This window comes from Acinetobacter sp. 24-47-64 (genome assembly GCF_057737055.1).
On record NZ_CM173215.1, the window covers coordinates 182,990 to 198,602 of the forward strand.

General features: G+C 39.8%; 14 protein-coding genes. 9 read left to right on the top strand and 5 right to left on the bottom strand.

What is annotated here, in order from left to right:
• The first annotated feature begins 11 nt into the window (after nt 1-11).
• On the top strand, nt 12-668 hold the full coding sequence (gene pdxH, locus AC1M85_RS00880) for a pyridoxamine 5'-phosphate oxidase (RefSeq protein WP_488213376.1): 657 nt from the start codon (nt 12-14) through the stop codon (nt 666-668).
• Nucleotides 669-2,372: a single-stranded-DNA-specific exonuclease RecJ gene (gene recJ, locus AC1M85_RS00885; protein WP_488213377.1), complete on the top strand. Its 1,704-nt coding sequence runs from the start codon at nt 669-671 to the stop codon at nt 2,370-2,372.
• 37 nt (nt 2,373-2,409) lie between these two features.
• On the opposite strand, the gene AC1M85_RS00890 is transcribed toward recJ, so the two are convergent.
• From AC1M85_RS00890 to AC1M85_RS00900, 3 genes are all read right to left on the bottom strand, one after another.
• The gene (locus AC1M85_RS00890; RefSeq protein WP_180028487.1) at nt 2,410-3,171 is read right to left on the bottom strand and encodes a putative porin; all 762 of its coding nucleotides are present in this window, start codon (nt 3,169-3,171) and stop codon (nt 2,410-2,412) included.
• 173 nt (nt 3,172-3,344) lie between these two features.
• Nucleotides 3,345-4,127, bottom strand: coding sequence for a putative porin (locus AC1M85_RS00895; RefSeq protein WP_035265806.1), 783 nt, complete (start codon nt 4,125-4,127; stop codon nt 3,345-3,347).
• Between the two features lie 289 nt (nt 4,128-4,416).
• Nucleotides 4,417-5,268 (bottom strand): putative porin, encoded by an 852-nt coding sequence (locus AC1M85_RS00900; protein WP_481594501.1) that lies wholly within the window; start codon nt 5,266-5,268, stop codon nt 4,417-4,419.
• A 176-nt stretch (nt 5,269-5,444) separates the two neighbouring features.
• Between AC1M85_RS00900 and prfB the strand changes: the two genes are divergently transcribed.
• The 5 genes from prfB (at nt 5,445) to AC1M85_RS00925 (ending at nt 10,254) form a co-directional block, all read left to right on the top strand.
• A protein-coding gene (gene prfB, locus AC1M85_RS00905; protein ID WP_143047395.1) for a peptide chain release factor 2 occupies nt 5,445-6,540 on the top strand; the annotation gives its coding sequence in 2 pieces (ribosomal slippage) (nt 5,445-5,516 and nt 5,518-6,540; 1,095 coding nt in all).
• A gap of 216 nt (nt 6,541-6,756) precedes the next feature.
• A complete protein-coding gene (locus AC1M85_RS00910) occupies nt 6,757-7,059 on the top strand; it encodes an ArsR/SmtB family transcription factor (protein WP_035265803.1) in 303 nt (100 codons plus the stop codon).
• A gap of 26 nt (nt 7,060-7,085) precedes the next feature.
• Complete coding sequence (locus tag AC1M85_RS00915) at nt 7,086-8,150, top strand: alkene reductase (protein ID WP_035265802.1); 1,065 nt, start codon at nt 7,086-7,088, stop codon at nt 8,148-8,150.
• A gap of 98 nt (nt 8,151-8,248) precedes the next feature.
• On the top strand, nt 8,249-9,529 hold the full coding sequence (locus tag AC1M85_RS00920) for a 3-deoxy-D-manno-octulosonic acid transferase (protein ID WP_180028486.1): 1,281 nt from the start codon (nt 8,249-8,251) through the stop codon (nt 9,527-9,529).
• Nucleotides 9,530-9,540: 11 nt separating this feature from the next.
• On the top strand, nt 9,541-10,254 hold the full coding sequence (locus AC1M85_RS00925; protein WP_180028485.1) for a 16S rRNA (uracil(1498)-N(3))-methyltransferase: 714 nt from the start codon (nt 9,541-9,543) through the stop codon (nt 10,252-10,254).
• On the opposite strand, the gene AC1M85_RS00930 is transcribed toward AC1M85_RS00925, so the two are convergent.
• Nucleotides 10,228-11,211, bottom strand: a complete 984-nt coding sequence (locus AC1M85_RS00930) for a mechanosensitive ion channel family protein (protein ID WP_180028484.1) — start codon at nt 11,209-11,211, stop codon at nt 10,228-10,230. The genes AC1M85_RS00925 and AC1M85_RS00930 overlap by 27 nt on opposite strands.
• Nucleotides 11,212-11,664: 453 nt before the next feature.
• Between AC1M85_RS00930 and acs the strand changes: the two genes are divergently transcribed.
• Entirely contained in the window at nt 11,665-13,608 is a 1,944-nt protein-coding gene (gene acs, locus AC1M85_RS00935) for an acetate--CoA ligase (protein WP_179999124.1), read from the top strand.
• Between the two features lie 149 nt (nt 13,609-13,757).
• Nucleotides 13,758-14,939 carry an acyl-CoA dehydrogenase family protein gene (locus tag AC1M85_RS00940; RefSeq protein WP_481597184.1) on the top strand — a complete coding sequence of 394 codons (1,182 nt, stop codon included), beginning with the start codon at nt 13,758-13,760 and terminating at the stop codon, nt 14,937-14,939.
• A gap of 44 nt (nt 14,940-14,983) precedes the next feature.
• Here AC1M85_RS00940 and AC1M85_RS00945 read toward each other — a convergent pair whose 3' ends face one another.
• A complete protein-coding gene (locus AC1M85_RS00945; RefSeq protein ID WP_035265791.1) occupies nt 14,984-15,598 on the bottom strand; it encodes a riboflavin synthase in 615 nt (204 codons plus the stop codon).
• Between the last annotated feature and the right edge of the window lie 15 nt (nt 15,599-15,613).

A 15,613-nucleotide genomic window follows, 5' to 3' on the forward strand; every position in this document is an offset into this window, starting at 1 on the left:
GGATTGATCTCATGAGTGATTTGATTAAAGATCTCAGTGAACTGCGTCTAAATTATCAAAAAGGCGAATTACATGAGGATCAGGTGAATGCTAATCCACATGAACAGTTTTTATTGTGGTTTAACGATGCGTTAGAAGCTCAGCTTCACGAACCGTATGCCATGTCATTGGCTACAGCAAATGCTGAGGGTCGACCGCACGTACGTACCGTATTACTTCGCGGTGCCGATGAAAATGGTTATGCGTTTTATACCAATTATGACAGCCAAAAAGGACTCGACTTAGTAGCCAATCCTTATGCGCAAATACTGTTTTATTGGGCTGAACAAGAACGCCAAATTCGCATTTCAGGTCGAGTGGTAAAAATTTCGGAACAAGAATCCGCTGATTATTACCATAAGCGCCCGCGTGATAGCCAAATTGCAGCGCATATTAGTACCCCACAAAGTGGTGTGATTGCGAGCCGTGACGAGCTACAGCAACGCTTTAATGATTTGCATGAGCGTGTGGCAGATCAACAAACTTTAGATAAGCCTGATTTCTGGGGTGGTTACCGTATAGAGCCAGATTATTATGAGTTCTGGCAAGGTCGCCCAAACCGTTTGCACGACCGTTTGTGTTATGAAAAAATCGACGGTGCGTGGAAATTACAACGATTGATGCCATAAATGCCAAAACTTGAAATCAAGCAACGTCCATTTTTAACACGCCCTGAAAATTTTCAGGGCGTGCCTTCATTTATTGCCGAAATTTTGGCACGTCGTGGCGTTGAATCTGAACAAGAATTAGAACTGAAATTAAAACATTTATTGGCGCCAACCATGAAAGGTTTGGATGCTGCAATTCAGTTGATTGACCAAGCCATCAATCAACACAAAAAAATTGTGATTGTCGGTGACTACGATGCTGACGGTGCAACCAGTACAGCACTGATGATGCTTGCATTGCGTGACATGGGGGCAGATGTTGATTACTTAGTCCCTGATCGCTTTAAGTATGGCTATGGTTTGACACCTGCTATAGCAGATCTTGCGTTTGCCAACTTTACGCCTGATTTGTTGATTACGGTCGACAATGGTATTTCAAGTCATGATGGAGTTAAGCAAGCCCAAGATCATGGCATGCAAGTAATTATTACTGATCATCATCTCACAACCAAGCCAACGCCTATGGCTGAGGCAGTGGTGAATCCGAATCAACTCGGTTGTGAGTTTCCAAGTAAAGCTTTGGCAGGAGTAGGAGTTGCCTTTTATGTGTTGGCGAATTTATCTAGTCATCGTAAAAAAATGGGCAAGTCTTTTTCACAAATGATTAACTATTTGGATTTGGTAGCGCTTGGGACCTATGCCGATGTTGCCAGTTTGGACTATAACAACCGAATCTTAATCGACAGTGGTCTAAAGCGGATTCAACAAGGATTATGTCGCCCCGGGATTTCAGCCTTATTAGATATTGCAAAACGTGATCCTGCAGGACTGAAAGCGCAAGACTTAGGTTTTGTGATTGGACCGCGAATTAATGCGGCAGGGCGTATGGAAACCATGGACATTGGCATCGAATGTCTCTTGGCATCCGACTTGGCTACAGCATATCCTTTGGTTGAACAGCTGAATCAACTCAATGTTGAGCGTCGTCAGGTTGAAGGCAAGATTAAACAAGAAGCATTAAGTGCATTAGATCAAATTCAGCTAGATAAGGATGCAATACCTGCAGCGTTAATTATGTTTGAGCCACATTGGCATCAAGGCGTGATTGGAATTGTGGCAGGACGCTTAAAAGAGCAGTTCCATCGTCCGAGTATCGTTTTTGCCCGTGATGAAGATGGCATTCATATCAAAGGTTCAGCGCGTTCGATTGAGGGAATTCATATTCGGGATGCGATTGAGCGTGTGGCTGAGCAATATCCACATATTGTCAGTCACTTTGGTGGGCATGCTGCAGCTGCAGGTCTAACCATTAAAAAAGAACATTTTGCTGAGTTTAAGCAGGTATTTGAGCAGTTGATCGCCAGTCAAGATGAAAGTCTGTTTACTGCAACTTTATGGACGGATGGGGAGTTGCCAGCATCAGCTTTCCAAATTGAAACGGTGGACGTATTACAAAATTTAAGTCCTTGGGGGCAAAAGTTTCCTGCGCCTGTATTCGAGGGAGTTTTTAAAATTTTGGATTATCGCTGGCTTAAGGATGTGCACTTGAAACTGCGTGTAGCTTTAGAAAATGGTCAAGTGGTGGAGGCAATCGCCTTTAACGCAGCAGATAAATATCAGTTTGATCCGATGCTCAATGAAATTCGCTTGGTCTATGAGCTGGATAAAAATACCTTTAATGGCAATACCAGTTTACAAATGCGCATTTTACATATGCATCAATAAAAAACCGCTCATTAGAGCGGTTTTTAGCACTCAAAGATTAGAAGCGGTATGCACCACGTACAGCAAAGGTATTACCGTCATCTGCAAAACCAATTCGACCTTCGACACTTACTTGCTGATTGAAGAATTTTTTAGCATTTACACCAAATTCATCAAAAGATCCGCCGTTGAAATCTTGATTGAAATAGTCGACACCCACGCTGAGTGTTTTATCAATGTAATAATCGCCTCTTAAAGAGAACTCATCTAAATCACCAAATGCAGCACCAGCCTCTAAATTCACATCGTTTGCGCCAATTTGAGTGACATATTTTGCTCGAAGAGTAGGGTCAATACCATCATCGTTGTCATCATCCCAACCACGTAAACCAGCTGCGACCAATAAAGATGGTGCTAAGAAATAACCAGCTTCAATTTTATAGTTTGTGACATCATTATCAGGGGTGTTAGGTATTTTTTGAGTTTCCTGAGAAAGATTGGCATTTAGATAGAAATCAGTATTTGGAACAAAGTATTCAATTCCAACACCATAATTCCAGTATTCGACTACATCAAAGTCGTCATAAGATACTTTTGCATTCACGTTGCTCGAACGATTTAAAAATGCAGCTTCGTTCAATGGAGAGTTCTTGATTTGAACAGGATTAAAATAATATGTGCCATCAAGCGCAAAACCTGCAGAATTGCTACCATTATCAGGATCGATCAATTTGGCTGTAGCCCCAACTTCAGCTTGATACGCATGTGCAGTTCCTAAGCTTGCAATAAGTGCAGTCGCAAGTGTAATTTTTTTAAACATATATTGACTCTCTTTGTTATAGAAATATGACTGTTTTGTGACAGCTGATTTCTATTGTAAGAACAAAAGGGGATGAGTCAATGCACAAAAAATGACATTCCATCGGGATTTTGCACAAAAAAAGCCCATCATTAAGATGGGCTTTTAAGAAACACTAAATTTTAATTAAGATATTAGAAGCGATATTTAGCAGCTAAACCGAACTTGTTGTAATCATTATTTGCAAGTTCACCGAAACCTACACGACCTTCTAAGCTTACTTGAGGTGTAAAGAATTTACGTGCGCTTACACCAAACTCGTTTGTATCTGCAGGACCAGTATCTTTACTATAGTAATCCACACCAACACTTAAAGTTTTATCGATGAAGTAATCAGCAGCTAGATTATATTCATCAAGGTCACCGAATGCAGCGCCAGCTTCTAAGTTGATATCTTTACCGTTAGACAATGTAGTTACATATTTAGCACGTAATGTTGGGTCAACACCATCATCATAGTCGTTATCGTAACCCTTAAGACCTGCTGCAATTAATAAGCCAGGTGCAGGCAAATAACCTACTTCAGCACCATAAACTGTCTCATCAAAATCAGGTCCAATATCAAATTTACGATCATCACGACCAACATTACCGCTTACATAAAAATCAGAATTAGGTACGAAGTATTCAACACCTACGCCGTATTGATGTCTTTCATCATCACCAACTTCGCTGTATTGGTATTTCGCATTTACATTACTTGCACGATCAAGGAATGCAGCTTCAGCTAGTGGAGCATTGCGTGTTTGAACTGGTTGGAAATAATAAGTACCATCAACACCAAATGAACCACTTGTACTACCATTATCAGGATCGATAAGACCTGCAGAAGCACCTACTTCAGCTTGATATGCATTTGCAGTTCCAGTTACAGCTAAAGCAGAAAGAAGTGCAGACGCGATTGCTAATTTTTTCATGGATACTTCCCCTCAATAGAGTTAGTTGTTAATACATTTTTTGTTACAAGTTCAGTGTAGGGGAAAATCATGAAGGATCAATCAAGCAAAAGTAACAGTAATGTATCTTGTGTAATTTTTATGTAAAAATAAAACTTTAAATTATTGATTTTAAAAAATAAAAAATCATGTTAATTCATGTGAAAGATAAGGTGTTTTAGTCATTTTATGTTGCTTTTCAATATGAATTGTATGCAATTTGAACGAAAGTAGCAGTTTTGGCACTGCTACTTCCCCATGTTGAATGGAATTAGAATCGATATGTTCCGTTTATATTAAACTTATCTTCATCATCACTGAATCTTAAAATACTCCCAAGAGAGAGGTTATTATTGATAAAGTATTTGCCACGTAATTGGTATTCGTCTTTATGAATTTTACTAGTGCTATTCGTATCTCGCGTATAAGCACTACCTAGGCTTAAGCGTTGAGTTAAATAATAATCCCCACCAAATGTAATCGAATCAATATCATGTCCAAAGCTACCATCCAATTCTAAATTGAGATATTGACCATTTTGGCCTAATGGGGTGACATATTTGGCTTTTAAAGCAAAAGCATTTTCATCAAAGCCTTCACCTTTATAAGCATTAATACCTGCTGCTATCAGTAAATTTTGAATAGGAGTATAACCAACGAGAGCTCTATAGGTGGTTAGATCGAAACGCTGCTTAGCATGAGATGAACCGTTTAGTGAGCTTGAGCGTGACTCCACTTTATAATGTTGACGACCGACCTCACCTGTGAAGTACAGTTGATCAATATAATATTCTCCCCCTATTGAATAGCCGTGCAGCTCTTGTTTGCTTTGCGCAACTGTTTCATTTATATACAATTTATCGTCTTTAATATGCTGAAAACTATATTTCGCTGAAACGCGATTATGGTGGCCAAGAAATGCAGCCTCATTAAGTGGTTTATTTTCAGTATCAACTGCTTTGAAGTAATAAGTACCTTCTGTTTCAAATACACCGTGATAATCAACCTTGAGACTATCATGGTCAAAATAGGTATATCCAGCATCAATTTGAGCTTGGTAGGCCATGGCTGAAGTTGTCAAAGGGAGGATGGCCAAAGCCAAATAGGTTTTGTTCATTTTCATAAGTCTCTGCTTATTGTTGTAAAAATAAAGTAAGTATTTTTAATAATTAAATGTATTGTTAATAATAACTAAACAATGGTCAAGAGAATATTGAATAAAAAAGCAAACTCTCAAGTTTTACTTGGCTGTGTTAAAATATTGGCAATTTTGATATAGACATATTTAGGATCTACACCGTGGAAATTAATCCTTATCTTCTCCAGCTAAAAGACTTGAGCGAACGTGGTCAAACACTACGGGGGTATCTTTGACTACGATCTAAAAAAAGAGCGTTTAGAGGAGGTTCTCCGCGAACTTGAAGATCCAGCAATTTGGAATGATCAAAATCGTGCCCAAGCGATGGCGAAAGAAAAAGGTGAGCTCGAAAACGTTTTAAATGTTTTAGATGGTTTAGCAACACAACTTGATGATGCACAAGCGATGCTTGATCTTGCTGTAGAAGCGGATGAAGAAGAAATGCTTGCAGATGTTCAAGCAGAACTTGATTCAGCTGAGGCTGAACTGGCTAAACTTGAATTCAGACGTATGTTTAGTAATCCAATGGATCCAAATCCTTGCTATGTCGAAATTCAAGCGGGGTCAGGTGGTACTGAAGCTCAAGATTGGGCATCTATGCTATTACGTATGTACTTACGTTGGATTGAGCGTCATGGCTTTAAAGCTGAGTTAATGGAAGAATCTGACGGTGATGTGGCTGGGATTAAATCGGCAACAATTCGTGTAGAAGGCGAATATGCTTATGGTTGGTTACGTACTGAATCAGGTGTACATCGCTTAGTTCGTAAATCACCTTTTGACTCAGGCAACCGTCGTCACACTTCATTCTCAGCGGTTTTTGTGTCTCCAGAAATTGATGACAACATTGAAATTGAGATCAATCCAGCAGATGTTCGAACGGATACATACCGCGCTTCAGGTGCAGGTGGTCAGCACATTAACAAAACAGATTCTGCCGTGCGTTTAACCCATGCACCTACTGGAATTGTGGTGGCTTGTCAGAACCAGCGTTCACAACATGCTAACCGTGATCATGCTTGGAAACAGCTTCGTGCTAAATTGTACGAATTGGAAATGAATAAGCGTAATGAAGCAGCTCAAGCACTAGAAGATTCTAAATCGGATATTGGGTGGGGGAGCCAAATTCGATCTTATGTGTTGGATGATTCACGTATTAAGGACTTACGTACTGGCGTTGAAAATTCAAATACGGGTGCCGTGTTAGATGGTGATCTTGATAAATTTATTGAAGCTAGTTTGAAACAAGGGCTTTAATATTTTTTTAAAAAAAGGCAGGGCAAAAGCCCTGCCTTTTTCGTTCTAGCACGAAGCTTGCTAGATTAAATCAGTTCAATGTTAGAATCAGAATTATTCGGCACAGTCATTCATAAACTCGATTTGTTAAATATCGTAATAATTCGATATTAATATCTATAAAAATCGATATAATGAGTTCAGCACAGTGCAGATCATTAACTTGAGTGAAATGAGATGGATACTGAAGCAATTTTCAAAGCCTTATCGAACCCGATACGCCGCCAAATTTTACAATGTTTAAAAGATCCAGAGCGCTTTATTCCACAAGATGAGTGCGTGCAAGATTTTAGTCGTGGCGTATGTGCAGGACAGATTGAAAAAATTGCAGATGTATCTCAGTCAACCATGTCTAATCATTTATCTGTTTTACAACAAGCAGGTTTGGTTCATGTTACTAAGCATGGTCAATGGTCTTATTTTTCTCGTAATGAAGCATTGATAAAAAGTTTTGCAGAACACCTTCAACAATCACTCTAACGATAATGAGTGAAGAGGATAGATGAATGACTGATTTTAGTAGCCCAGTAGTCTTTGGTGAATTAAAGCTCAAAAATCGCGTGGTTATGGCACCTTTAACGCGTAGTCGTGCGACAGATGATCGTGTACCAACAGAAATGATGGCTGAGTATTATGCGCAACGTGCAAGTAGTGGATTAATTATCTCAGAAGCGACCGTAATTTCTGAGGAGGCGAATGGCTATTTAAATACGCCAGGATTATTCACTGATGCTCAAGTGGAAGGGTGGAAGAAAGTAACCCAAGCTGTTCATGACAAAGATGGCTTAATTGTCGCTCAGCTTTGGCATGTTGGACGTGTGTCACATCCAGATTTACTGAAGGGTGATATACCCGTTTCGGCGAGTGCTGTTCAACAAGCCGGACATGTCAGTTTGTTGCGTCCGAAACGTCCTTATGTCTTGCCACGTCCATTAGAAATTTCTGAAATTCACGCGATTACAGCGCAATATAAACAAGCAGCAATTCGTGCTAAAGAGGCAGGATTTGATGGTGTGGAATTGCATGCGGCGAATGGTTATTTAATTGATCAATTCTTGCAATCGAAAACCAATCAGCGTGAAGATGAATATGGCGGCTCGGTGGAAAATCGTGCGCGTTTCTTGTTAGAAGTCGTGGATGAGCTAATTGAAGTTTGGGGTGCTGGTCGAGTAGGTGTACATTTAGCTCCTCGTGGTGATGAACACGATATGGGTGATGATGATCCACGTGAAACTTTTGGTTATGTGTTAGAACAACTCGGTCAAAGACACATTGCATTTTTCTTTACACGTGAATATTTGGCAGAAGACAGTATTAGTCAAGAATTAAAAGCGCGTGGACAAGGTATTCCTTTTATTGCCAATATGCGTTTAAGTCGAGAGGATGCTTTACAACTTCTCACTTCAGGTCAAGCTGATGCAGTGTCTTTTGGTAAAGATTATATCGCCAATCCTGATTTATATGAGCGTTTGGTACAGAATGCTCCTTTGAATGAATTAAAGTTAGAAAATATGATCGGGACGAATGTGGCTGAAGGCTATATCGATTATCCTTTTTTACAAGGAAATTGAAATTTAAGATAAGTATTTGAACCGAAAAAATTCGCAGGGTATGATCTCAACTTCGTGGTCATGCCCTATTTTTTTAAGAAAGCTCGAGGTCTTACGTTTTGACAACTCCATTTTGGTATAACGCAGCATTGGCTTTATTAAAGCCAATTTATAAATGGCGTATAAAAAAGCGAGCAGACAATATTGAGCAATTTCATCAAGAGTGCTTAGAGCGCTTCGGTCCGTTTCAATCTCCAAAAAATCTTAATGCGATATGGTTTCATGTGGTTTCAGTTGGAGAAACCAATGCTGCACAACCTCTGATAGAACATTATTTAAAGCTTGGGTATGCTGTGTTGGTTACGAATACCACCAAAACAGGTCAGGCACGAGCTAAATCCTTATTTGCAAAAGTACCATATGTAGATCTTTTTCAAGCAGTATATTTACCTGCAGATCAAAAAAAATTAGTCAGTGCTTTTTTAAAAAAATATCAACCTAAAATGTTGGTTTTGGTTGAAACGGAACTATGGCCCAATTTAATTGATCAGGCGAAAATTAGTAAAATACCCACTTTTTTGGTGAACGCACGTTTATCTAAAAAGTCAGCAAAAGGATACGCCAAAGTACCAAGTATTACTCAGCCTATGCTCAGCGGTCTGACTCAACTTTTGGCTCAAGATGAAGCTTCACTGAATCGATTTAGGGCTTTAGGTGCTGCTACAGCGCATAGTCAAACAGTGGGTAGTATTAAGTTTGATATTCATGCGCCCGAAGAAATGCTATTGAAAGCGCAACAAATTCATCAAGATTGGGATTTGCAAGCACGCCAAATTATTACGATTGCAAGCACACATCATCCTGAAGAGAAAAATCTGTTATCTAAGTTTAAAGATTATTTAAATGATCATCCTGCCGTCTTGCTGATTATTGTACCGCGTCATCCAGAACGTTTTTATGAAGTTGCACAAGCCATTCAAAGTCATGAGTTAAAAATGCATCGACGTAGTTTAGGTGAAATCATTGAGGCTGATACACAAGTTTATCTTGCTGATAGTATGGGTGAAATGTGGATTTGGTATGCATTGAGCCAAGCAAGTTTTGTGGGTGGATCATTAAATGAACCTGGCGGTGGGCATAATATCTTAGAGCCAATATCACTCAATGTCCCGACTGTGATTGGACCGAACTACTTTAACTTTCAAACCATTGTCGATGAATTTGTGGAAGAAAAAGGGATTCTAATCGGTCAAACTACGGAAGAGGTGGTGAATCATCTTATTCAGTGCTTATCTCAGGATGAAACGATTTTAGCAGTACAAAATCAGGCTCAAAAGATCATGCAACGGAATACAGGGTCATTGCAAAAACATATTCATGTCCTGAATCAATACCTTTAGTTTTTAAGTATATGAATATTGTATTGCTTGATCCTGCATCAGCACAGGATGACCTCTGGACGATTCAATCTGCACGCCAAATTGAGCATCTGAAGCATCAACTTGATATTAAAATTGGAGATACTTTAAAGGTTGGTATTAGAGGTGCTGGTCGATATACAGCTGAGGTCATAGAAATTTCTGAAAGGAAAATCTTAATTCAGCCACTTTATGAAGAGCCTGTACCGAAGAAATTACCTGTAACGTTAATCGTTGCTATGCCTAGACCGAAAGTATTGAGACGATTGATTCAAGATGCTGTAACTTTAGGCGTAGAAAAAATCATTTTGCTGCACAGCTATCGGGTCGATAAAAGCTATTGGCAAACACCATTTTTACAGCAAATTGATCACTATGTTCAACTGGGCTTAGAACAAGCGGGTGATACATTTCCACCTGAAATCGGAATATATAAACGCTTTAAACCTTTTGTGGAAGATGTTCTTCCTCAAATGATTTCCGTTGAACGACCAGCTTATGTAGCACATCCTTATGCAACCCACAGTATGCCTCATGCGATTGAGCACCCGTGCACGATATTGATTGGGCCTGAAGGTGGTTATATTCCTTATGAGATTGATTTACTCAAAAAAAACGGCTGCCAAGCTGTCAGCTTAGGCAACCGAATTATCCGTACTGAGACGGTGATTCCTTATGTGTTAGGTCGTCTGTTTAGCACGTGGTGATTCATCTTCTTGTGAAGAATCTCCGCGATAGACTTTAACTTCTTGAACTGGATATGGAATCGAAATTTCATGTTCAGCAAAAGCTTGAATTACTTTTTCTTGCACTAAACTGATAGATGTAGATGTCGCAGTTTCACCCGTATTCACCCACCAACGTACAGTGAGGTTGATTGAGAAATCAGCTAAGGCAGAGACATTCACGCTAAATCCGGGTTGACTGAGAATCTGTTGATCGCGGTCTAAAATACTTAAAATAATATCTTTCGCTTTTTGAACATTATCTTCATAACCAATACCAACCACGAATTCACAACGACGACGTGGATATGCCGTATTGACGGTCACTGCATTGGTATAGACCGTTGCGTTTGGAATGACGATACGGCGACCATCAGGTGAACGTAAGTAGGTTGCACGAATTTGAATATCTTCAACGGTCCCTTCTAAACCATTCACAATGATATCGTCGCCAATTTTGAAGGGTTCACCGAGTAGAATTAAAATACCAGAGAGCAGGTTTTGAAAAATATCTTTAAATGCAAAACCAATTGCGACAGAGCCGATCCCCAGTGCACTCATCAGCTGTCCAGGTGTAAACCCTGGAATTGCAATAACCATCGCAATTAAGAAGCCAAAGAAAATAATAAAAGAGCTACCGACGCGGTTGAGGACGAGCACTAAATTTTGTTTGGTATATGAACGCTCTGAAAGTGCTTTTCTGACAAATAATTTGAACAGCTTAGACAACAACCAAAATAAGGTAAATACAATCAAAGCAATACAGATATAAGGGATTCGTTCCCAAAAGCCATCCATGATTTTATCAATGGTGGTATATGCATCATTGTATTTCGCAGTATGTGCAATGACGGTTTGAGCCGTTTTCTCACTTGCATCTTGTAGAAGTTGAGTCGTACCTTGAGCCACCTGACTCAAAGAATTTTGTTGTTCAGCCACGAGTGTTCCAAATGTATTGAATGTTTACATTTTGCCTGAAAATACAGTGAATAAAAATCACGTTCGCAGGTTTTATCGTCATTTTTATTCATTGAATAAACTGAAAATAACAAAAAAATTGCATGTTTTTATAAACATTCAGCACCTTGTCCAACAAAAAAATCGAAATGGTATTTATTGATAAAAAAATGGAGTTTTTTGACAACGACAGATTTTACTTGCTTAGGAATGATGATCAGCAATGATTCGGATCATTGATTGTTAGATATTTTAGGTTGTTCAATTGGCAAGAAGATACGGATAACTTTTGAAATAAATGAATGCTCAGTCTACGACCAAAGCATGATTGTTTGAAATTTTAAAGTATAGTCATACTCAAGATATAAGACAAAAAATGATCAGTATGATCAAGACAACTCTCGAGATGAGAAACATAAATCAAGGATGCGAATTATGAATGAAATATATCCAGTACCCGAAGTTTTTAAAAAAACTGCACGAACCAATGAAGAGCAATATTTCGAGCGGTATAAAGCATCTATTGAAAACCCCGAAGCATTTTGGACCGAAGCAGCCAAGAAACTAGACTGGATTAAGCCTTTTACACAAGTCAAAAATACCAACTTTGATAAAGAGAATTACAAAGTTGAATGGTTTGCAGATGGCCAATTAAATGTCAGTGAAAACTGTCTCGATCGACATTTAAAAGAACACCCACATAAACCTGCGATTATTTGGGAAGGTGATCATCCATCACGCCATAAAATTATTTCATTTGAAGAATTACACGATGAAGTTTGTCGTTTTGCCAATGTTCTCAAGAAGCATGGCGTGACCAAAGGCGACCGTGTTGTTCTGTATATGCCAATGGTCCCTGAAGCAGCCATTGCGATGTTGGCATGTACGCGTATTGGTGCGGTACATTGCGTGGTGTTTGGAGGTTTTTCACCAGATTCTTTAGCAAGTCGTATTGATGATAGCCAAGCAAAAGTCATCATTACAGCAGACTCGGGCATGCGGGGTGGTAAGCCAATTCCACTGAAAGAAAACGTTGATGCAGCGATGGAGCTTGAAGGGACGAGCTCTGTACAAAATGTCATTGTGGTACATCGTACTGGTAACCCAATCACGATGCATGAAGGTCGTGACCTGTGGTATCACATGGAAATCATGACAGTCACAGATATCTGTCCACCTGAACCGATGAATTCAGAAGATCCGCTGTTTATTTTATATACTTCAGGCTCAACGGGTAAACCTAAAGGTGTGCTACATACTACAGGCGGTTATCTGACTTACGCGAACTTTACCTTTAGGGAAGTATTTGATTTAAAGCAAGACGATATTTTCTGGTGTACCGCTGACGTCGGTTGGATTACTGGTCACTCTTATGTGTTGTATGGTCCACTTTCAAATGGGACGACAACATTGATGTTTGAGGGTGTTCCACAATACCCAACTTGGGCACGCACTGGACATATTGTAGATAAGCACAACGTCACAATTTTATATACGGCACCAACGGCGATCCGAGCGATGATGCGTGAAGGTGATGCATTTATCCGTGAAAGTGACCGTAGTAGTTTACGCTTGTTGGGCTCCGTCGGTGAGCCAATTAATCCTGAAGCTTGGAACTGGTACTACACCGTAGTTGGTGAAAGTCGTTGTCCAATTGTAGATACATGGTGGCAAACTGAAACAGGTGGCTTTATGATTTCGCCTTTACCGGGCGCAACTGCACTTAAACCTGGTTCTGCAACACGTCCATTCTTTGGTGTACAACCTGCTTTGGTTGATGCTGATGGTAAAGAGCTAGAAGGAGAGGCTGAAGGTAATTTGGTGATCAAAGATTCTTGGCCAGGACAAATGCGTACCATTTGGGGTGATCCAGATCGTTTTATCGAGGCATATTTCTCAACTTATCCAGGGAATTATTTCACGGGAGATGGTGCACGCCGTGATAAAGATGGTTATTACTGGATTACGGGGCGAGTGGATGATGTTCTGAACGTTTCGGGACACCGCTTGGGGACTGCAGAGATTGAAAGTGCATTGGTTGCACATGAACATGTTGCAGAAGCAGCCGTTGTGGGTATGCCACATGACATCAAAGGTCAAGGGATTGCAGCCTATGTAACTTTACAGGCAGATACGCCAGAGTCAGAAGAACTCAGGAAAGAGCTAGTAGGTTGGGTAAGAAAAGTTTTAGGACCTGTGGCTACACCAGATGCAATTTATTGGGCGCCAGCATTACCCAAAACACGTTCAGGCAAGATTATGCGCCGAATTTTGAGAAAAATTGCCGCTAATGAGCTAGATAGTTTGGGTGATACCTCAACTTTGGCAGATCCACAGGTCGTGGATCAATTAATTGCTGAAGTGAAATCACAGCAGTAATCCCGATTAAACAGACGAAGTCATGTTTTAAATACCGTTAGTTCAACTAGCGGTATTTTTAGTTCAGTGATAAGAAAAGCAGGCATTGTGATAAGTCAAATCATGTTGATCTGCTAAGCTTATCAGCAGATGCGATACGGAATATAACAATGAATTCTCCCCTAAATTTTAATCCTGAAACGCCACTTGAGACTGCGCAAATACTTGCATCTGAGTTTGCGAAAACCGCAGCAGAACGAGATAAACAAGGTGGAAATCCAAAGGCTCAGCGAGATCTAATTCGACAAAGTGGTTTGTTGTCTTTATCTATTCCAAAAGAATTTGGTGGGCAAGGTGCAACTTGGAGCACGATTTTTAAAACTATTCAAACCATTGCTCAAGTCGATAGTTCACTTGCGCATGTATATGGCTTTCATCATTTGCTTATTGCGACGGTACAACTTTTTGCACAGCCAGCTCAATATGGAGATTGGTTTAGACAAACCGCCAAACACAACTTATTTTGGGGAAATACGTTAAATCCATTAGATCGTAGAACAACCGCGAAACAAGTTTCTGATGAAGAATTTATCTTCCATGGTGATAAAAGTTTTTGTTCTGGATCAATTGATTCAGATATCTTGCTCTGTTCAGGATTTAATGAAGATGGAAAGTTACTGATTGGCGTGATTCCAACAGCACGAGAGGGCGTGAGCTTTCTTGGGGATTGGAATAATATGGGGCAACGTCAAACGGATAGTGGTACCAGTCATTTTGAACAGGTCAAAATTCGCAAGGATGAATTACTCCTCAATCCCGGTCCTTTAAGTACACCTTATTCAAGTTTGAGACCGCTAATTGCTCAACTGATTTTCGTGCATTTATTTTTAGGTGTTGCTGAGGGAGCGTTCAATGTTGCGAAAGAGACAGTTCAAACACAAAAAGCTTGGTCGAAATCACTGGTTGAACAAGCGGTGAATGATCCATTTACCCAGAAGCATTTCGCCGAATTTTATGTGCAACTTGAAGGTGTGCGCTTGCTCGCGGAAAAAGCGATCAATACATTACAAAAGGCGTGGGATGAAGGGGAAACATTAACTGCGGAGCAACGTGGTGAAGCCTCAATTGCAATCGCAACCGCCAAAATTGCAGCGACTCATACTTCACTTTATGTGACACAAAATATTTTTCAAGTGATGGGTGCACGCGCGACTACTGCAAAACTGAATTTAGATCGATTCTGGCGTAATGTACGAACCCAAACCCTGCATGATCCAATTGATTATAAATATCAGGAAGTCGGAGAGTGGGCATTAACTGGAAAAGTTCCAGATCCGAGTTTCTACTCTTAGATCCAATTGATTATGAAAAAAGCCTCTATCGTAGAGGCTTTTATTTATTTTTGATGAATATTTTCTAAAGTATCGACAAGCGTACGTGTCATCTGATCAATTTCGTAATTGACTTGATCGCCGACTTGAATATATTTCCATGTGGTTAAGCGTAAAGTTTCTGGAATAAGATCGATTGAGATTTGATTGTTTGCACGATCAACCCGATTGACTGTCAAACTGCAGCCATTTAAACCGATAAAGCCCTTTAAGAAGAAATATTTGATATTGCCATTTGGAATTTCAAGGTCGATATGAACAGTTTCACCATTTTTGGTTAAATGCTTTACGGTTGCAGTGCCTTCAATATGACCATATAAATTATGCCCACCATTCTCAGCACCTACTTTAGCGGAGCGTTCAATGTTGACCTCATCACCGACGTTGAGTTGACCTAAAGTGGTTAATTCAAGTGTTAGATTTGAAACATCAAAATGCACTTGACCAGCGATCAGATCAATTTGTGTAGCGGTTAAGCAAACACCATTAATCGCAACACTGGCGCCGATAAATACATCATGAAAAAGATTGAGCGCATTAGAAATAACAAAAGTCCGATATCCCTCTTTATGCTGTATATCTAATACTTTTTCTAACCCTTGCACGATACCTGTATACATAATAAACCTTTGCCT